Source organism: Symbiopectobacterium purcellii (genome assembly GCF_019797845.1).
In the GTDB taxonomy this organism is placed as follows: Bacteria; Pseudomonadota; Gammaproteobacteria; order Enterobacterales; family Enterobacteriaceae; genus Symbiopectobacterium; species Symbiopectobacterium purcellii.
The window spans coordinates 4,593,883-4,612,478 of sequence record NZ_CP081864.1 but is presented as its reverse complement, the minus strand read 5'-3'; the positions used below and the strand labels follow the sequence as shown (position 1 = coordinate 4,612,478).

At 51.7% G+C, this 18,596-nt stretch carries 18 protein-coding genes; 12 read left to right on the top strand and 6 right to left on the bottom strand.

Features of this window, described 5'->3' with window-relative positions; translation table 11 throughout:
• The first annotated feature begins 17 nt into the window (after positions 1-17).
• Together K6K13_RS21515 and ppiA are read left to right on the top strand one after the other, a co-directional pair.
• Positions 18-794: an ABC transporter ATP-binding protein gene (locus tag K6K13_RS21515; protein ID WP_222161217.1), complete on the top strand. Its 777-nt coding sequence runs from the start codon at positions 18-20 to the stop codon at positions 792-794.
• Between the two features lie 264 nt (positions 795-1,058).
• Complete coding sequence (gene ppiA / locus K6K13_RS21510) at positions 1,059-1,601, top strand: peptidylprolyl isomerase A (RefSeq protein WP_434064624.1); 543 nt, start codon at positions 1,059-1,061, stop codon at positions 1,599-1,601.
• A gap of 74 nt (positions 1,602-1,675) precedes the next feature.
• Here the strand turns inward: ppiA and K6K13_RS21505 are convergent, their stop codons facing one another.
• On the bottom strand, positions 1,676-2,800 hold the full coding sequence (locus K6K13_RS21505; protein WP_222158768.1) for a polysaccharide lyase: 1,125 nt from the start codon (positions 2,798-2,800) through the stop codon (positions 1,676-1,678).
• A gap of 1,022 nt (positions 2,801-3,822) precedes the next feature.
• On the opposite strand from K6K13_RS21505, the gene K6K13_RS21500 reads away from it, so the two are divergent.
• The 4 genes from K6K13_RS21500 to argD all read left to right on the top strand — a co-directional run bounded on the left by K6K13_RS21500 (position 3,823) and on the right by argD (position 8,252).
• Positions 3,823-4,602, top strand: a complete 780-nt coding sequence (locus K6K13_RS21500) for a lytic polysaccharide monooxygenase auxiliary activity family 9 protein (RefSeq protein ID WP_222158767.1) — start codon at positions 3,823-3,825, stop codon at positions 4,600-4,602.
• A gap of 494 nt (positions 4,603-5,096) precedes the next feature.
• Positions 5,097-6,032: a lytic polysaccharide monooxygenase auxiliary activity family 9 protein gene (locus tag K6K13_RS21495; protein ID WP_222158766.1), complete on the top strand. Its 936-nt coding sequence runs from the start codon at positions 5,097-5,099 to the stop codon at positions 6,030-6,032.
• Between the two features lie 296 nt (positions 6,033-6,328).
• A complete protein-coding gene (locus K6K13_RS21490) occupies positions 6,329-6,904 on the top strand; it encodes an aminodeoxychorismate synthase component II (protein ID WP_222158765.1) in 576 nt (191 codons plus the stop codon).
• A 124-nt stretch (positions 6,905-7,028) separates the two neighbouring features.
• Positions 7,029-8,252, top strand: coding sequence for a bifunctional acetylornithine/succinyldiaminopimelate transaminase (gene argD, locus K6K13_RS21485; RefSeq protein WP_222158764.1), 1,224 nt, complete (start codon positions 7,029-7,031; stop codon positions 8,250-8,252).
• Positions 8,253-8,318: 66 nt separating this feature from the next.
• Here the strand turns inward: argD and crp are convergent, their stop codons facing one another.
• Positions 8,319-8,951 (bottom strand): cAMP-activated global transcriptional regulator CRP, encoded by a 633-nt coding sequence (gene crp, locus K6K13_RS21480; RefSeq protein WP_012764006.1) that lies wholly within the window; start codon positions 8,949-8,951, stop codon positions 8,319-8,321.
• A 316-nt stretch (positions 8,952-9,267) separates the two neighbouring features.
• Between crp and K6K13_RS21475 the strand changes: the two genes are divergently transcribed.
• On the top strand, positions 9,268-9,675 hold the full coding sequence (locus tag K6K13_RS21475) for an OsmC family protein (protein ID WP_222158763.1): 408 nt from the start codon (positions 9,268-9,270) through the stop codon (positions 9,673-9,675).
• A gap of 67 nt (positions 9,676-9,742) precedes the next feature.
• On the opposite strand, the gene K6K13_RS21470 is transcribed toward K6K13_RS21475, so the two are convergent.
• From K6K13_RS21470 to K6K13_RS21460, 3 genes are all read right to left on the bottom strand, one after another.
• Entirely contained in the window at positions 9,743-10,612 is an 870-nt protein-coding gene (locus tag K6K13_RS21470) for a phosphoribulokinase (RefSeq protein ID WP_222158762.1), read from the bottom strand.
• Between the two features lie 110 nt (positions 10,613-10,722).
• Positions 10,723-10,950, bottom strand: a complete 228-nt coding sequence (locus tag K6K13_RS21465; protein ID WP_196908059.1) for a YheU family protein — start codon at positions 10,948-10,950, stop codon at positions 10,723-10,725.
• Positions 10,947-11,945 carry a hydrolase gene (locus K6K13_RS21460; RefSeq protein ID WP_222158761.1) on the bottom strand — a complete coding sequence of 333 codons (999 nt, stop codon included), beginning with the start codon at positions 11,943-11,945 and terminating at the stop codon, positions 10,947-10,949. Before K6K13_RS21460 ends, K6K13_RS21465 begins: the two co-directional genes overlap by 4 nt.
• Before the next feature lie 159 nt (positions 11,946-12,104).
• On the opposite strand from K6K13_RS21460, the gene K6K13_RS21455 reads away from it, so the two are divergent.
• Entirely contained in the window at positions 12,105-12,707 is a 603-nt protein-coding gene (locus K6K13_RS21455) for a LysE family translocator (protein WP_222158760.1), read from the top strand.
• A 346-nt stretch (positions 12,708-13,053) separates the two neighbouring features.
• On the opposite strand, the gene K6K13_RS21450 is transcribed toward K6K13_RS21455, so the two are convergent.
• Positions 13,054-14,961 carry an ABC transporter ATP-binding protein gene (locus K6K13_RS21450; protein WP_222158759.1) on the bottom strand — a complete coding sequence of 636 codons (1,908 nt, stop codon included), beginning with the start codon at positions 14,959-14,961 and terminating at the stop codon, positions 13,054-13,056.
• A gap of 133 nt (positions 14,962-15,094) precedes the next feature.
• Here K6K13_RS21450 and kefG point away from each other — a divergent pair, with 133 nt between their 5' ends.
• The 4 genes from kefG (at position 15,095) to slyD (ending at position 18,310) form a co-directional block, all read left to right on the top strand.
• Entirely contained in the window at positions 15,095-15,598 is a 504-nt protein-coding gene (kefG, locus tag K6K13_RS21445; protein ID WP_434064623.1) for a glutathione-regulated potassium-efflux system ancillary protein KefG, read from the top strand.
• Positions 15,598-17,412, top strand: coding sequence for a glutathione-regulated potassium-efflux system protein KefB (kefB, locus tag K6K13_RS21440; protein WP_222158757.1), 1,815 nt, complete (start codon positions 15,598-15,600; stop codon positions 17,410-17,412). Before kefG ends, kefB begins: the two co-directional genes overlap by 1 nt.
• A 29-nt stretch (positions 17,413-17,441) precedes the next feature.
• On the top strand, positions 17,442-17,639 hold the full coding sequence (locus tag K6K13_RS21435) for a YheV family putative zinc ribbon protein (RefSeq protein ID WP_222158756.1): 198 nt from the start codon (positions 17,442-17,444) through the stop codon (positions 17,637-17,639).
• Between the two features lie 92 nt (positions 17,640-17,731).
• Positions 17,732-18,310: a peptidylprolyl isomerase gene (gene slyD / locus K6K13_RS21430; RefSeq protein ID WP_222158755.1), complete on the top strand. Its 579-nt coding sequence runs from the start codon at positions 17,732-17,734 to the stop codon at positions 18,308-18,310.
• The last annotated feature ends 286 nt before the right edge of the window (positions 18,311-18,596 follow it).

The window sequence follows — 18,596 nt, the reverse complement described above, 5'->3', positions numbered from 1 at the left end:
CACAAAATAGCGCAGCGATGATCGAGGTGAAAAATCTCAACCTCTCCTTTGGTCAGGGGAACCAGCACAACCAGGTGCTGTTTGATGTCAATCTGGCGGTGCGCAACGGCGAGATTTTTGGCCTGGTGGGTGAATCTGGCTCGGGCAAAACCACGGTGCTGAAATGTTTGGCAGGGTTATTCAACCACTGGCAGGGTGAGCTGTGCATCGATGGTCAACCGCTGGCGCACCGTATCGACAGAGCACGCTGCCGTCAGGTACAGATGGTGTTTCAGGATCCCTACGGATCGCTGCATCCACGCCATACGGTGGAGACCATTTTGGAGGAGCCGTTGCTGATCCACCGCATTGAGCAGCGCGATCGGCGTATTAATGCCTTGCTGGAGAAAGTGGGGCTGGGGCCGCAGTTTCGTCGCCGTTACCCGCACCAACTTTCCGGTGGACAGCGCCAACGCGTCGCTATCGCGCGTGCGTTGATTCTCGAACCGCGAGTTCTGTTGTTGGATGAACCGACTTCAGCACTGGACGTATCGGTGCAGGCAGAAATCCTCAATCTGCTGGCTGAACTGCAACAGCAGGACAACCTGACCTACCTGATGGTGACGCACGATTTGGGGGTGATTGCCCACTTATGCCACCGCGTAGCGGTGATGCAGTATGGTCGTATTCTGGAAACGCTGGAGACGGCGGAACTGACGCGTTCGATGGAGAAAACGGCCTATACCACCATGCTGGTGGATGCCAGCCGACAATACAGCCGCGATTTGGCCGTGCGTTCGGAGCGAATGGGATAATAGTTCGGGTAAAAGCTACATGATGTGCTAACAAGACGGGTTTTTTACCCGTCTTTTTTTACGATCGTCGCCGATACCGCACTGGTATGCTATACCTAATGGCCGTAACGTTGTGGCATACCCTTAAGTAAAAAAAAGTAAAAGGGTAGCGTTAAGGAGTGCGGGTATTTACAATCGTTACGCTTTCTTGTAGCCCCCGATCAAAAAGGAATTCTCATGTTCAAACGTACTCTGGTTGCTGCGGCAGCCCTGGTTTCACTGACAATGTTTTCATCTTCGGTCATGGTGTCATCGGCGTTCGCTGCCCCTGCCGCCACCACGCGCGTTTTGCTAACCACGTCTGAAGGCAACATCGAGTTAGCGCTGGATAACCAGAAAGCGCCGGTGTCAGTGAAAAATTTCGTCGAGTACGTTAATAGTGGCTTCTACAACGGCACCACCTTTCACCGCGTGATCCCTGGTTTTATGGTTCAGGGCGGCGGCTTTGTGGATGAGATGAAGCAAAAAGCCACTAACCCACCGATCAAGAACGAAGCAGACAACGGTTTGCGCAACGTGCGTGGCACTATCGCCATGGCGCGCACCGCTGAAAAAGACAGCGCCACCAGCCAGTTCTTTATTAATGTCGCAGATAATGCTTTCCTCGATCACGGTCAGCGCGATTTTGGCTATGCGGTGTTTGGTAAAGTGGTAAAAGGGATGGATGTTGCAGACAAAATCTCTCAAGTGCAAACCAGCAACGTTGGCCCTTACCAGAATGTGCCAAGCAAACCGATCGTGATTAAATCGGCTAAAGTGCTGCCATAAACGTTGTTGAGAATTTCTGGGATTGCTTTCAAGGCCACATTGTGTGGCCTTGATGGTTTCTACAGGTAGTAACGTTAGTTACACGCAGCCGTCGTCAGCACCGCCAAGCCTTTTCCCTGACCGGCGAACTGTGCCAGCTTCGCTTTCACGCACTGAGCGTTGACCGGTGAGTAGCTGTAAGGCAGCGAGGGGAAAGTGCCGGTAGAGGTCCAATCCTCAGCGTTAACGTAGGCCTTGGAATCGCTGGTCCAGGTGATGTTATACGTGGCGTTTTGGGCTGCACTGGTGACGTTGTTATCACGCAGAACCCAGGTACCGAAGTTGGAGCCGTCATAGCGCGATGTCACGGGGTTAACGGCATTTTCGAACCAGTTACGTTCGATCAGCGCGAGCCCTTTATGGCGCACGTTTATCCCTGAACTGGTAATACCGGAGTAGAGGTTATTATAGGCATGCACTTGCCCTCCGCGTTGCAACGGCAAGCGGGCGTTCACATCACTGTAGACGTTGTGGTGGTAAGTCAGATTACGGCCTGTATCGCTGCTGCTCGAGCCGCTTAATCCGACTTTTTTGATACCGTGAATATAGTTATAGGAAACCGTCACGTTGGTCGATGCTTTCTTGATATCGACGGCTGATTCAAATGTGGTATCGCCATCCGGTGTGCCGGGGCACTCATAGTTCTTGGCGTAGATCTCGTTATGATCAACCCAGACGTTCGGCGTGTTATCAACGCGAATGGCATCGCCGTCACTGGCGCCGCCCGGCATGTAGCCGAAACGCATATTACGAATCACGACATCGGACGATTTCACTAACCAGATACCAAAGTTGGCGGATGAGCCATTGGTGCCAAGGATGGTTATCCCTTTGGTGAACTCTTTGATTTCAACCCCGCGAGCAGGCTTGCTCCATTGGCTGCAAATATCGGCAGCGGCGGCATTGATCAGTTTATCTTCGTTGCCGTCATAGGTGATAACCAGCGGATACGCGCCGGTTTTGACTTTCTTACCGTTGCTATCCACGCGGGCGGCTTCAATGATATCGACAATATCTTGCATGGAGTGGGCGGTTTTTTTTACGGCACCAGAAATATCGCCGCCGTCGGTGGTGGCATAGCCGCCGGTATTCGCGGCAAACGCACCTTGTACGGTCAATGTCAGCAGCCCTGCGGTTAGTGAAAGTAAAACGTGTTTCATTCCTGTCATCTCCTGAGGGAGTTATGGTTTTGCGCCGGCATCATGTTTGCCATGCCGATGGTAGGGTGTATTATTGTTTCAATAAAAATGAAAAGTGCTTTTACTGTATTGCGATACCATTTAAGCAAAAATTCTGAGAAAAAAAAATAAAAGGTAATAATTGAGAGTGAAATGATTACTCGCCATTTTAATATTTTTTACAACGTGTTCTACTTTTAATGAAAATTAAAAAATCATTTCAATTCAATATATTGTGTATTTTTCGGTGTTAAAGGAGGGGCGGTGGTTCACATTTGACGATGTGTAAATCTACATAACGTTACGCTTTAGTTATTTCTCATTGAGGACGGTGCAATTTAAATTTTAAAAGTTTAATGTGAATCACATTTTCGCATGCATGTTGAAATATCGAATATTAAGCTGATTTGTTAATCATTTATTGTGTAATTAATTACATTGCTAATTGTTTTACTGTGTTCTTTTGAGTTAACAAAGCACATTGTTTTTATTAATAAACTATAATGCTGTTAAAACTTATAGCAATGTTTGAGAATATGATTACATTTGATGGAAAGAGTATAAGGTTACCGTATGAAAACAATTCCTTATACTGTGGTTTGTAAATAACAATGTGCGATCTCGATGCTTTGTTATTTCATAAAAATAACGGCGTTTTTAATTTCTGCTAGTATCACTAATGTGATTTTTCGAGGTTTTGCATAAGTGCTAATCATCAGTTAGCTAATTATTAGTAAAGACATGACTCGATGGGAGTGATGTTTTATCTGCGATTGATTGTTCTTTTTTTAATATTAAACCCCACCAGATTTAATTCTATTGAATAGACCTTTTAATTGAAATTCATCTCATTAAATTATGTTTGATAAATATGAGGTTTTTTGAGGCGTGGGTGAAGAGTTATTTAGCATGCCTCTTTTTAGAAGGAATAGATCGTTAGCTTTTGCTAAAGCGAAATTTGTGCCCCCCAATGTTAATCTATTATTAATAGTAAGGTATATAATATGAATAAGCCTGACGATTATAACCCGCATGGTAATGAGCATAGCCCCGACCCTTGTAATGAGTATCGCCCTGATCCTTGTCCACCTCAACCTTCTCCGCCCAATCCTGAACACCATGACCATTGCTGCTGCGCTCCACAGGATCGGTATTATTACGGTGACCTGTTTCATGGTCAAGTGACTAGCCCACTGTCACGTTCTGCCTTTGCTGCTTCGCAAGGGTGGATAGCAACGTGGGAGGCCAATGAAATGGAAGGAGGAAAAAACTTTCCAGAGAATGTCGGCGGGTCATTCAATCCTCCCTGGGCTAATAACCGATTCTTGACCGATAGTGTGAGCGCCGTTCCTCCAATAGATGGAAGAATCATCAGTGGCGGCCGTACCGGTAGTCGCGATGTTGTGAACTTTACGGATCAGGAATTGATTAACGCACGTGGCAGGGCGTGGCCAAGAACCCGTGTCTCGAGTGGCCAGCAATTTAATGTACAATGGGTTTATACCGCATTACATAGGACACGTGGTTATTCTTGGTGGATTACTACACCTACCTGGAATCCTCAACAGCGGATATCACGTTTCAGTCTTGGTACAAACTCTTTTTATAATGATTATAATACCCTGACGCCGTTTTGGAATTTTTCTATCGCACAGATGGGCCCAACAGTTAACCATAGCGTCACATTGCCTAATAGAACGGGTCACCATGTGCTTCTATTAGTATGGATCGTTGCTGATACAGGGATGGGTTTCTACCAAGCGTTCGATTTGGATTTTGATTAAGCTCAATCTGTAAACCGGGCACCTCAGTGCCCGGCTTTTATTATTGTGCTTTCCAATTATTTATTAAAGATACTAATTGTTAGTCAGTCAACCATTATCATCGCGTAGTGTTTTTTAATGGATGTTTGTCTAGCGCTTGTCCTGCTTTGAGTTTTTTATCCCACCAGAGTGCATTTGTTAATTTTTTTAAATTTCATCTGTGAAACCCTTTTTCTGTAGAAAAAAGGAGGTCTTATCGACTGTACTATATCAACTTTTTGAAAGTCGATTCTTAACTGAATAATTTGATCTTGAATTATGTTTGAGATGGAGCGGTTTTGTCCTTTTTACTCGATCCTAAATATACTCTCGAATTTTCTATTCTATTTATTCAGTTTGAATTTAACTCGGTAATGCTGAAAATAAAATACATACATCGCTATAGACTAGTTATAGCGTTGAGTGCGTTTTATTTGTCAATGTATCGTTATTTTATAAATAATGAGAGGTGAGTTATGGATAAGAAAAACCCGCATGGTCATCACGATCCTGAAAAAGAGGGTTGTAACGATCATACGTCGCCTGATGAATATCACGAACCTCAGAAGGATTATGGCGATTGTTATCCGTCGCCTAATGGGTATCTCGGCCCTGTTGTTGATCCTTGTGATTTACATTCGCCACCTGCAAGCCATTATTGTGAACCTGTCGGTGATCCTTGCTATCAGGGGCCGGTAATAACACCCGCACATGGTTGGCTTTCCTCTCCAGTAAGCCGAACTGGTTTCGCGGTAAGCAGAGGTTGGTTACCGAATGGATGGCCGGCAAGTGAAATGGAGGGGATGAAGAACTTTCCTCTTTTCACCAACGGAAACAGTTCTGCGAATCTTGTCTGGTTTCCTGGTGAAGGCGGGCCATTCCCGGATTCAATCCACATCTTTCCTGGGGTGGCATCGCCCGTGCCTGATGGTCGGATATTTAGTGGTGGCCAAACGGCGAATAATCGTGACATCGTAAACCTCACCGATGATGAATTGGAGATGAGGCACGGGGTGAGATGGCCAAGAACCAACGTTGAATCCGGCCAATATTTACCGATTAGTTGGAATCATACGGTTGTGCATGCCACCCGTGGTTATCGCTATTTCATTACTCGAAATGGCTGGGATCCCACGCGGAGAGCGACACGCGCAGATTTTGAAGATGCACCTTTTGCCAGCGTTATAAATCGGACTCCGCCTCTCAATACTCTGCCGACACAAACCATCAAATTGCCGACAAATAAAACAGGCCATCATATTATTCTCTCCGTATGGATGGTGGCGAACACCGGTGCTGGTTTTATTCTGCCTTCGACGTTAACTTCGGTGGCGGTGGCGGTGGCGGTGGTGGCGGCGGTGGTGGTGGCGGTGGTGGCGGACGGAAAATCCGGCGCCGTGGTCTCCGAATAGCGTGTTTTATCCTGTAGGCGTTTATGTTTCGCACAACGGGGGATTTATCGCTGCCGGAGCGCTCATACATCCAATAGCGGTTGGGCACCAGGAGTTGCCTTTACCCTTTGGGTTTATGTCAGGCCAATGGTTTAGATCATCGCATTTCACACTACACTTGCAAACCGGGCACTGAGGTGTCCGGTTTTTTGTTACTCGCATAATTTATTGAAAAATAATAATAAAAAGTTATTCATTGCCTAAATACCTACAAGCACAGTAGCCTACAGCATCTCTTTTTCGCGTAAACTTGCCCCATGCTACTACTCATCGATAACTACGACTCCTTCACCTACAACCTCTACCAGTACTTTTGTGAACTGGGCGCAGAGGTATTGGTTAAACGCAATGATGCCCTGACGTTGGCGGACATTGAAACGCTGGCTCCTACGCATCTGGTTATTTCCCCCGGTCCTTGTACACCGGATGACGCGGGTATTTCTCTGGCGGCGATTCGCCATTTTGCAGGCAAACTGCCCATTCTGGGCGTGTGTCTCGGTCATCAGGCGATGGGGCAGGCATTTGGTGCGCGCGTAGTGCGGGCGCGTGAGGTGATGCACGGCAAAACCTCCGTGATACAGCACACCGGGAGCGGCGTTTTTAGCGGGCTGGCGCTGCCATTGACGGTGACGCGCTACCACTCTCTGGTGATTGACCCTGCCTCTTTGCCTACTGCGTTTGATGTTACGGCCTGGACGGAGCGTGACGGTGAGCGTGATGAAATCATGGGAATACGCCACCGTACCTTGCCGTTAGAAGGGGTGCAGTTTCACCCGGAGAGCATTCTGAGTGAGCAAGGGCATCAATTGTTGCAGAATTTCCTTAATACCTGAGGTTATCAGCACCGGTTGCGATAAAACGGACTGTCATAACGCGCTATTTTATAACCTTGTGTATTGATTTTTTATGCATATTTGATGATTATATTTTCACTTTAAGCGGTGTGGACGAAAGCAAATGACAACAGATTCAAAGGCGGTAACCCGGGCGACGCATGACAAGGTGATTCTACCCGTATACGCACCGGCGCAATTTGTGCCTGTTAAAGGCAAAGGGAGTCGCGTATGGGATCAGCAAGGGCGCGAGTACATCGACTTTGCTGGTGGGATTGCGGTAACGGCATTAGGTCACTGCCACCCTGCGCTGGTGGCGGCGTTAAAGCAGCAGGGCGAAACGCTGTGGCACACCAGCAATATCTTTACCAATGAGCCCGCGCTGCGTCTGGCCAGCAAATTGATCGACGCCACCTTTGCCGAACGCGTGTTCTTTGTTAACTCTGGAGCTGAAGCCAACGAAGCGGCTTTCAAGCTAGCTCGTCACTATGCGATTAAGCGCCACAGCCCGTATAAAACCAAAATCATTGCGTTCTACAATGCGTTTCACGGTCGCACCTTGTTCACTGTCTCGGTCGGTGGCCAGGCGAAATACGCTGATGGCTTCGGACCAAAACCGGCCGATATCGTGCACGTGCCGTTCAACGATCTGGCCGCAGTAAAAGCGGTGATGGATGACCACACCTGTGCCGTGGTGCTGGAGCCGATTCAGGGTGAAGGTGGCATTACACCGGCCACGCCAGAATTCCTCAAAGGCGTGCGTGAGCTGTGCGATCAGCATCACGCTCTGCTGGTGTTTGATGAAGTGCAAAGCGGCATGGGACGTTCCGGCAAGCTGTTTACCTACATGCACTATGGCGTGACGCCGGATATTCTTACCACGGCGAAAGCGTTGGGCGGCGGTTTCCCCATCAGCGCCATGCTGACCACTGAAGAGGTCGCCTCGGTGATGACCGTTGGCGTACACGGTACTACCTACGGCGGTAACCCGCTGGCTTGTGCGGTGGCTGAAGCCGCATTGGACACCATCAATACCCCACAGGTGCTTTCCGGTGTACAAGCACGCCACGAGCGTTTCGTCTCGATTCTTCAGGCGATTAATGAAGAGCACGGTATTTTTGAACAGATTCGCGGTATGGGCCTGCTGATTGGCGCAGAACTGAAGCCGAAATGGCACGGTCAGGCGGGTAAGTTCCTTGCCGCTGCCGCAGAGCAAGGCGTGATGGTGCTGGTCGCTGGGCCTAACGTGGTGCGTTTTGTGCCGTCGCTGGTGATTGATCTGGAAGATATCGATCAGGGCATGGCGCGGTTCGCGCGGGCGGTCGAAGCGGTGGTGAAAGCGGAGTAGCCTAGACTTGTCAAAAGCACGCTGCGCAGTGCACAACGTGCTTTTGTCTCAACGGCGCTGAGGGTATCAGCGTGTGCCGTATACCACGATAGTTTTGCCGTGTGCCGAGATCAGATTCTGATCTTCCAGCATTTTCAGAATACGGCCTACCGTTTCGCGGGAACAGCCAACAATCTGACCAATTTCCTGACGCGTGATCTTGATTTGCATCCCATCCGGGTGCGTCATGGCATCGGGTTGCTTCGCCAGGTTCAACAACGTCTGTGCAATGCGGCCCGTGACATCCAGGAAGGCCAGATTGCCCACTTTCTGGGAAGTCACCTGGAGGCGACGCGCCATCTGTGAGGAAAGACGCATCAGAATATCCGGGTTGACCTGGATCAGCTGACGGAATTTTTTGTAGGAGATTTCAGCGACTTCACAGGCAGTTTTTGCCCGTACCCATGCACTGCGTTCCTGGCCCTCTTCGAACAGGCCCAGTTCTCCAATAAAATCCCCCTGGTTGAGGTAGGAGAGGATCATTTCCTTGCCTTCTTCATCCTTGATCAGCACAGCTACTGAGCCTTTCACGATGTAGTAAAGCGTTTCTGCCTTTTCACCTTGGTGAATTAGCGTGCTCTTCGATGGATACTTGTGAATATGACAATGAGAAAGGAACCATTCAAGAGTCGGGTCTGTCTGCGGTTTGCCGAGAACCATTCGCTGTTATCCTCTGTTGTAATTCACTGCGCAAATTACAGGGTTCAGAGTTCCCTGTACGGCGTATTAACGTGCTAGTAGTAAAAATTCCGTGTTGGCGGACTGACGTCAGGGAATATACTGGCCTCTGTATGGCGACGTCACGACCCGTTCTGACCGTCAGCTTAAAACTGAAGGAACGGATTCTATTCCTGTTTGTAACACAGCTTGACGAGCCTGTCTTGTGTTGTCTCGCTTCAGCATGATTAAGCTCTAGTTATCGGCGGTTTTTATATATAACAGTGAGTAATTTTCGAATAAATTTGAGGAGTTGTGGATGCAAGCGCGCGTAAAATGGGTCGAAGATCTGACCTTTCTCGGTGAGTCGTCATCCGGGCATCAGATCCTGATGGATGGCAATGCTGGCGATAAAGCGCCCAGTCCGATGGAGATGGTGTTGATGGCGGCAGGAGGCTGTAGCGCCATTGATGTGGTGTCCATTTTGCAAAAGGGCCGCAATACCATTACCGGGTGTGAAGTCAAATTATCCTCCACGCGTCGTGAAGAAACGCCGCGTCTGTTTACCCATATCAACCTGCATTTTGTCGTCACGGGCGTAGGGCTAACGGATAAGGTGGTTGAACGAGCCGTATCGCTGTCGGCGGAGAAGTATTGTTCAGTGGCGCTAATGTTAGAAAAGGCGGTGAAGGTCACGCATAGCCACGAAATCGTCGCTGTCGCCTAGTTTCTTCATAGTCGAATAGCTTTCTTCGTTGTCGCATCGTTTTCTGGCGGGCTGCGTGTGTTTTATCTCAGCCCGCGCTACGCCCTTCTGCCAGCCGTTTTACCAACGGTGCCATGATCAGTTCCATGGCGAGCCCCATTTTTCCCCCCGGCACCACCAAGGTATTGATGTGTGAAATAAACGAGCCTTGCAGCATGGCCAGCAGGTAGGGATAGTCAATATGCTCGACGCCCTGGAAATGGATCACCACAAAGCTCTCGTCCAGCGAAGGGATCGCCTTGGCCGCAAAGGGGTTTGAGGTATCAATCGTCGGTACGCGCTGGAAGTTGATGTGGGTGCGAGAAAACTGCGGCGTGATATAGGTAATGTAATCCTCCATGGAACGCACCACAGAATCCATCACGGCTTCACGCGAGTGACCGCGTTCGTTGATATCGCGCACCAGCTTTTGAATCCATTCCAGATTGACGATGGGAACCACACCGACCAGTAGGTCAACGTGCTGGGCAACATCGTACTGGTCAGTGACCACGGCACCGTGCAGCCCCTCATAAAACAGCATATCGGTAGGATGCTGCATCGGCTCCCACGGGGTAAAGGTGCCGGGCACCTGATTGTAGGGGATCGCCTCATCATAGATGTGCAGGTATTTGCGCGTTTTTCCGGTACCGTTGCGGCCATATTCGATAAACGCCTGCTCAAGCAGGCTGAAATCATTGGCCTCTGGGCCGAAATAGCTGATATGGCGGCCCAAATCTTTCGCTTTGCGAATCGCCATGTCCATCTCTGGCCGGGTATAACGGTGAAAGCTATCGCCTTCCAGTGAAGCGGCTTTTATCTGCAACTGCTGGAAGATCTTCCTGAACGCGAGGCTGGTCGTGGTGGTGCCTGCTCCACTGGAGCCGGTAACGGCAATGATCGGGTGTTGTTGCGACATGCGGTTGCACTCCGTCGGATTAGGCATTTGGCTAACATGGTTCTCACTGTATAACAGACCCGGTGACGCAAGACGACCCCCCGCACGTCAGGAAACGGTGATTTATCACGCTACGGCGTATTTTCATTTAGCTGGGTGCGAGGCATGATATTCAGCGTTTCATGCAGCTCTGACCACACCAGCACCACATCACCGGAGGCAAGCTGGCGGCGTATATCCCTGACTTTTTCCTCCAGTGAGCGCTCCTGTTCGCCGTAATCCGTGCCTTCACGTAACACAAAGGACTCAATGATATTTTGCAGGGTATCGCTATCAAGCTGCTGCCAGGGAATCATCATGCTATTGCCTCTGCGGTGTCCGCCGATAAAAAGCGCGTGAACCAGTCCGGAATGCGTTGTTCCAGCCACATTTCCGGTTTCAGTAATGTACCGCCGACAAACCCGACGTGTCCGCCGTGCGCTGTCAGTTGGTATTCGATAGTGTCGGGCAGGTGGCTGATGTTTGGGATCACCTCGGGTGTCATGAAAGGATCGTCCTGCGCATGGATGATAAGCGTTGGCGTGCGAATGGTGGGCAGCAACGCCAGTGCACTGCACTGATGGTAGTAGTCGGCAGCATCCTGAAAACCATGAATACGGGCGGTGATCGCATCATCAAACTCACGCAATCCCTTGATACGTTGCAACTGTGCCGGAATAATCGGTAACGAACCCGGGTAGCGCGCCAGCTTACGCCGGGCATTCTGTTTCAACTGTCCTACCAGATAACGCTGATAAATACGTGAAAAACCCTGTTCGATTCTGCGGCTACAGGCGTCGAGATGAAACGGCGCGGAGACAATCGCTGCAGCGCAGAGCAACCGGGCTTCTTCCCATTTAGCCAGCAGGCAAGCCAGCATATTGCCGCCCAGAGAAATGCCAATGGCAGCGGTTGGCACGTCGCCTAGCGTATCTCGCATCCAGCGTAGCAGATAGCTGCCATCGTCCGTTTCACCCGAATGGTAGATACGATTCAGACGGTTGGGACGGCCGCTGCAGCCGCGAAAATGCATAATCACCGCCAGCCAGCCTTGTTGACGGCACGCTTGCAACAAACCGTGCGCATAGGGACTGTGAAAGCTGCCTTCCAGACCGTGAAACAGCACCACGCGGGGTTTATGGCATGCGCCTTGCGGCGCTTCGCTCCAAGCCAGATCGACAAAATCGCCGTCAGGCAGATCGAGTTGTTGCCACACTGGCTGCAAGCGAGCACGACGGCGAATCAGGCGCGGCAACAGCGTTTGTACATGCGGGTTATCAGCCCCGCGTAACGGGCGAAATGTTGAGGACTGCATGGGAATCGGAACGACCTCGGGAAATAATTGTGCGATATTCATCACACTGCGCTAACCTGCTTGCGCCGCTCAGCGAGCATTGCGGTGTAACAGACGGGCTAACGCTCAGTCAGGTCAATAAATCATACCGTAACGGTGGGGACAAGGGGCAGTCAAGACGTGGAACAGGGCTTATTTTTATCGATGTTGGCGTTTCTCTGGGTGGCGGCGATCACGCCTGGCCCGAATAACATGCTGTTGACAACCTCCGGTGCGAACTTCGGCTTTATGCGATCGCTGTGGCTGATGGTGGGTATCATGCTCGGCATGCAGAGCATTTTACTGCTGGTGGCATTTGGTGTGGGCGGCATGATCCTGCTCTATCCTGCGTTGCACCTGATACTGAAAGTGCTCGGTAGTCTCTATTTGCTGTGGCTGGCGTGGAAAATTGCGACAGCGGCCTATGAACGGCTGGAAGCGAGCGCACCACCGCCGCAGCCGCTGCGACTGTATCAAGGCTGGCTGCTTCAATTTCTCAATCCCAAAGCCTGGCTGATGGCGCTGGGTTCAGTCGCCAGTTTCAGTCTGGCGGGCAGCGGCTATAACCACTCGGTGCTGCTGATAAGTTTTGGCATTGTGTTGGTTAATCTGATTTCTGGCGTTATTTGGCTGGGCTTCGGTACGGCGATTGGCCGTTTGTTGCGTAGCCGCAAAGCATGGGTGATTTTTAACGTCTCGATGGGCGTGCTTACCGCGGCCTGTGTACTGCTGATCTGGCACTGACGGGCTTGTTTTTCAATGTGAGTATCGCGAAGGTTTCGTGCGCGTAAACCAGCCTCTTTTTCTGCAACTGTTGCAGTGTGCGCCCGACACGGGGCGGCTCAATCGCCGTCGCCCCGTGACCCCTGGCTTGTCGCGAGAAATCACGCCGCTGCGCGGTGCCTTCGGCGTTCGTGCCCACTGTTCGGACCGCCTGCGACGCGTTCCTGACGCGGCGCAGGCTTTCGCGACATCCATGTCGCTCATCCGGCGGTCACGTCCACCTGAGCGTAATTTTTTACGCGCAGGAAATACAAAAAACCAAAAGGCGAAAACTAAACCCGCGCCATTTTTTCTGAGAATATCTTTACTACCCCTCATTCAGCATCTGTTCTAGCTGCTCTTGTGCGTCCAGCCAGGCCATTTCTGCCTCCTCCTGTTCGCCTTTGAGTGTGGCCTGCTGTTGCAGACATCCCGTCAGTTCAGCTTTGCGGCTTTGGTCGTACAGTTCGCTGTCTGATAAACGCGCTTCGACTTTTGCCAACGCCTCGGCGAGTTTCTCCATCTGCTGCTCATACTGAGCAATCTTTTTACGCAACGGCTGGGTTTGAGTGCGCAGCTCTGCTTCGCGCCGCTTTTGGTCCTTGCGCGCCTGTGCGTTGTTGGTTGAGGTGGGCTTATCGATGGATTCAGCGGCGCTGTTTTGGCGCTGCACGTCCGTCAGCCATTGCTGGTAATCCTCCAGATCGCCATCAAACGGCTCCACTTTGCGATCGTGCACCAGATAGAGATCGTCCGTGGTGGATCGGATCAGGTGTCGATCGTGGGAGACCACCACCAGCGCACCTTCGAAATCGATCAACGCTTCTGTCAGTGCCTGGCGCATGTCCAAATCGAGGTGGTTGGTCGGTTCATCGAGCAACAGCAGGTTAGGGCGTTGCCACACGACCAGTGCCAGTACCAGGCGGGCTTTTTCGCCACCCGAGAAACGCTCGGTCACTTCCGTCACTTTATCGCCTTGAAAACCGAAGCCGCCGAGATAATCGCGCAGTTGCTGCTCGGTTTCCCGTTCTGCCAAACGGACGAGGTGTTGCAACGGAGATTCATCCGCACGCAGAAACTCAAGCTGATGCTGGGCAAAATAGCCAAGTTTTACGCCCTTCGCCAGCCCGATTTCGCCGTGCAACGGGGCCAGTTCACCCGCTAACAGCTTGATCAACGTAGATTTACCGGCACCGTTGTGCCCTAGCAGACCAATGCGTGAGCCTGGCACCAGGTTGAGCTTGATGGATTCAAGAATCAGTTTGTCACCGTAGCCTGCGCTCACCTTCTCCATGCGCAGCAGCGGATTCGGCAGCGATTCTGGCGCGCGGAAACTGAAGCGGAACGGATTGTCGACGTGTGCCGGGGCGATAAGCTCCATGCGTTCTAGCATTTTAATCCGGCTTTGCGCCTGCTTGGCTTTGGTGGCCTGTGCACGGAAGCGGTCAATATAGTGTTGCAAGTGCGCCACGCGCTCTTGCTGGTGTTCATACAAAGCCTGCTGTTGTGCCAAACGTGTAGCGCGCTGACGTTCGAACGAGGAGTAGTTACCGGTGTATTCGAACAGCGTCTCTTGCTCAATGTGCAGGATCTTGTTAACGATAGGATCGAGGAAGTCGCGATCGTGGGAGATTAGCACCAGCGTGCCCGGATAGCTTTTCAGCCATTTCTCCAGCCAGATCACCGCGTCCAGATCGAGGTGGTTGGTCGGTTCGTCGAGCAGCAGCAGATCGGAACGGCAAATCAGTGCCTGGGCCAGGTTAAGGCGCATGCGCCATCCGCCGGAAAAATCACGTACCGGCTGCTGTAATTGGGTCTGGGTAAAGCCAAGTCCATCGAGCAAGCTGGCGGCACGCGCAGGAATGCTCCAGGCTTGAATCGCATCCAGTTTGCCGTGTGCACGGGCGATGGCATTACCATCGTTAATGTCGTTGGCGTGCTGAAGTTCAACTTCTAACTGGCGAAATTCACGATCGCCGTCAATAACATAGTCAATGGCAGGCACATCCAGCGCGGGCGTTTCCTGATTGACCCAGGCCAATGCCCAGTTACTCGGAAACATGGCGCTGCCGCCATCGGCACTCATCTCGCCTTTTAACAACGAGAGTAGCGTGGATTTGCCGCAGCCGTTTTTACCGACTAACCCGACCTTTTGGCCTGGATTGATGGTGGCGCTGGCGTTATCAAGCAAGACGCGCACGCCGCGCCGAATTTGCAAAGCGGAGAAAACAATCATAAAGCGTCACATCTTCAGAGTATGTTAAATTATCACGGTTATCTCGGGACCGCGAACGTCCTGTTTGTCGTATCGTTATCGCGCAGCATGGTAGCGGAAAACCGCGCTCATGACGACGCTTTGGAGGGGAATGATGTCGCAGCCACCGAAGATTTTGCTGCAACCGGCGCATCAGTTAGCCCATGTTACCGTACACGATCTGTACGCTCACTATCCGGACTTTTTTCTTGATATTCACTACGAGCAACAGTTGCTGCGCGAACATCAGGTGATTGTGTTTCAGCATCCACTCTATACCTACAGCTGTCCGGCGCTGCTAAAGGAGTGGTTTGATCGCGTGCTGTCACGCGGGTTTGCTAATGGCATTGGCGGTAATGCGCTGGCAGGTAAATATTGGCGTTCGGTGATCACCACGGGTGAGCCGGAAGAGAGCTATCACCTGGAGGGCAATAACCGCTACACCATGGAAGACGTGCTGCGTCCGTTTGAAATGACGGCGGCCATGTGTCGTATGCATTGGCTACCGCCGCTGATGGTCTATTGGGCGCGCAGACTGCCTGCCGATGTGCTGGCAAGCTATGCCGAAGCGTATAGCGAGTGGCTGGCGTCCCCGTTACCCAAAATGGAGGGTGAGTGATGGAGAGTTCCCCCCTGTTGAGTGCGGGTATTCTATTTTTATTTGTCGCGGTGTTGATGGTGCCCATTGCCAGTCGGTTGGGTATTGGTGCGGTATTGGGGTATTTGATTGCGGGTATCGCCATTGGTCCTTGGGGACTGGGCTTTATCCGCGATGTTGACGCTATCCTGCATTTCTCCGAGCTTGGCGTGGTGTTCCTGATGTTTATCATCGGGCTGGAGCTGAATCCGCAAAAGTTATGGACACTGCGGCGCTCCATTTTCGGGATTGGTGCCGCGCAGGTTGGGCTGAGTGCGGCGGTACTTGGCGGCTTGCTCTACCTGACCGGCTTTTCCTGGCAGTCGGCGCTAATTGGTGGCGTTGGGTTGGCGATGTCTTCCACCGCGATGGCGCTGCAACTGATGCGCGAGAAGGGAATGAACCGCAGCGAATCCGGTCAGTTGGGTTTCGCGGTGCTGCTGTTTCAGGACTTGGCGGTTATCCCCGCTTTGGCGCTGGTGCCGGTGTTGGCCGGTGTGCAGGGCGAAGTGACTGACTGGAAAGATGTTGCCATCAAGGTCGCGGCCTTTATCGGTATGTTGATCGGTGGACGCTATCTGGTGCGTCCGCTGTTCCGCTTTATCGCCGCTTCCGGCGTACGTGAGGTATTTACCGCGGCGGCGCTGCTGTTGGTGCTTGGCTCTGCGGTTTTTATGGATGCGCTGGGTTTCTCCATGGCACTGGGCACCTTTATCGCAGGCGTGTTGCTGGCGGAGAGTGAGTATCGCCACGAACTGGAAATTTCCATCGAGCCTTTTAAAGGGCTGCTGCTCGGGCTGTTTTTTATCTCCGTCGGCATGGCGCTCGATCTGGGCGTGCTGTTTACACACATCGATGAAGTGTTGCTGGGGGTCTTCCTTCTGGTCACGGTGAAGGGGGTTGTGCTGTACGTATTGGCACGGGTGAACCGGATGCGGCGCTCTGAACGGCTTCAGTTTGCCGGAGTGCTCAGCCAGGGCGGGGAGTTTGCCTTTGTACTGTTTTCTGCGGCAGCGGCGCACAAGGTGCTACAGGGTGAACAGCTCCCGTTGCTACTGGTCACGGTAACCCTCTCTATGATGACCACACCGCTGCTGATGCAGGGGATAGATCGCATTCTGGCGCACCGTTATAACGCCACGGAAGAACATGACGAAAAGCCCTATGTGCAAGATGATGAGCCGCAGGTGATTATTGTCGGGTTTGGACGTTTTGGGCAGGTGATAGGGCGTTTGCTGATGGCAAACAAAATGCGCATCACGGTACTTGAACGTGATATCAGCGCCGTCAGTTTGATGCGCAGCTATGGTTACAAAGTATACTACGGTGATGCCACTGAACTGGAACTGCTGCGGGCGGCTGGTGCTGAACAGGCGCGCGCGATTGTGGTGACCTGCAATGACCCGGAAGACACCATGGCCATTGTGCACCTGTGCCAAAAGCATTTTCCCAATCTGGAAATTCTGGCGCGGGCCCGCGGACGCGTTGAAGCCCATGAATTATTGCAGTCTGGTGTCAAACATTTCGCGCGTGAAACCTTTTCGAGTGCACTGGAGTTGGGGCGTAAAAAGTTGACGTCGGTGGGGATGCACCCTCATCAGGCTTACCGGGCACAGCAACATTTTCGGCGTTTGGATATGCGTATGCTGCGTGAATTGATGCCGATACGTCAGGGCGATGCCGATGTGGCGCAGGTTTCGCGCGTCAAGGAGGCACGACGGGAGCTGGAAGACATTTTCCAACGCGAAATGCAGCATGAGCGCCGTCGTCTGGATGACTGGGATGAGTACGAATAGCACGCACCGCGTGCAGCGAGGGAGGCAAGATGCAACGTAAACGGTTTATCGCGGGTGCTGTGTGTCCTCAGTGTCAGGCGCAGGATACGCTGGCCGTGGGGCAGGAAGATCAGGAAGATGTGGTCACCTGCGTCAAATGCGGCTATCGTCAGCGCCAGTCCGATCCACCGCCTGCTGCGCCAGAGCGGCAGGATGAGCATATCATCGGCATTTTTCATCCTGATTGATCGTTGGGTCATTTTTTTATCCCAGACGGTACATGGGGATTTTTTTCAGCTACAATTTGCGCCAGTTTTGATTTCCAACGGTAGGAGATGTCATGAAAGTTGCAAAAGATCTGGTGGTCAGCCTGGCCTACCAGGTACGTACAGAAGATGGTGTATTGGTTGATGAGTCTCCGGTGAGCGCGCCGTTGGACTACCTGCACGGTCAAGGTTCCCTGATTTCTGGTCTGGAAAAAGCGCTTGAAGGCCGCGAAGTGGGTGAGAAGTTTGACGTTGCTGTTGGCTCTAACGACGCCTACGGCGAGTACGACGAAAACCTGGTGCAACGCGTGCCGAAAGACGTCTTTATGGGCGTTGATGAACTGCAAGTGGGCATGCGCTTCCTGGCTGACACCGATCAGGGTCAGGTGCCGGTTGAGCTCACCGAAGTGGAAGATGACCACGTAGTGGTTGACGGTAACCACATGCTGGCAGGCCAAAACCTGAAGTTCAACGTGGAAGTGGTTGCTATCCGTGAAGCAACGGAAGAAGAACTGGCTCACGGCCATGTTCACGGCGAGCACGATCATCACCATGAGCACGGTGACGGTTGCTGTGGCGGTCATGGTCACGACCACGATCACGAACACGGTAAAGGCGGCTGCGGCGGTCACGGCGGCTGCGGTTGCCATTGATGTTCGGCGTATGCCTGTGAGGCGAAACCTCACCGTTAAAAACCCGGAGCGCCAGGCGCGGCCGGGTTTTTTTTCGTGCAATAATCCGCGCCATTAACGCTGAACGTGTTGATTTTACCCGTCTTTCATCGAGTTGTTTTCGTATCACGCTTTCCTGCTTTTCTCCCAACTAGGGATGTTCATCACATAACCGGTTAAAAGCCTCGAGGGGCTTATTGACACTTATCGGTGCTTTGGCGAACAATATGAAAACGTTCCCGATAACGTTATATTAATAAAATACACC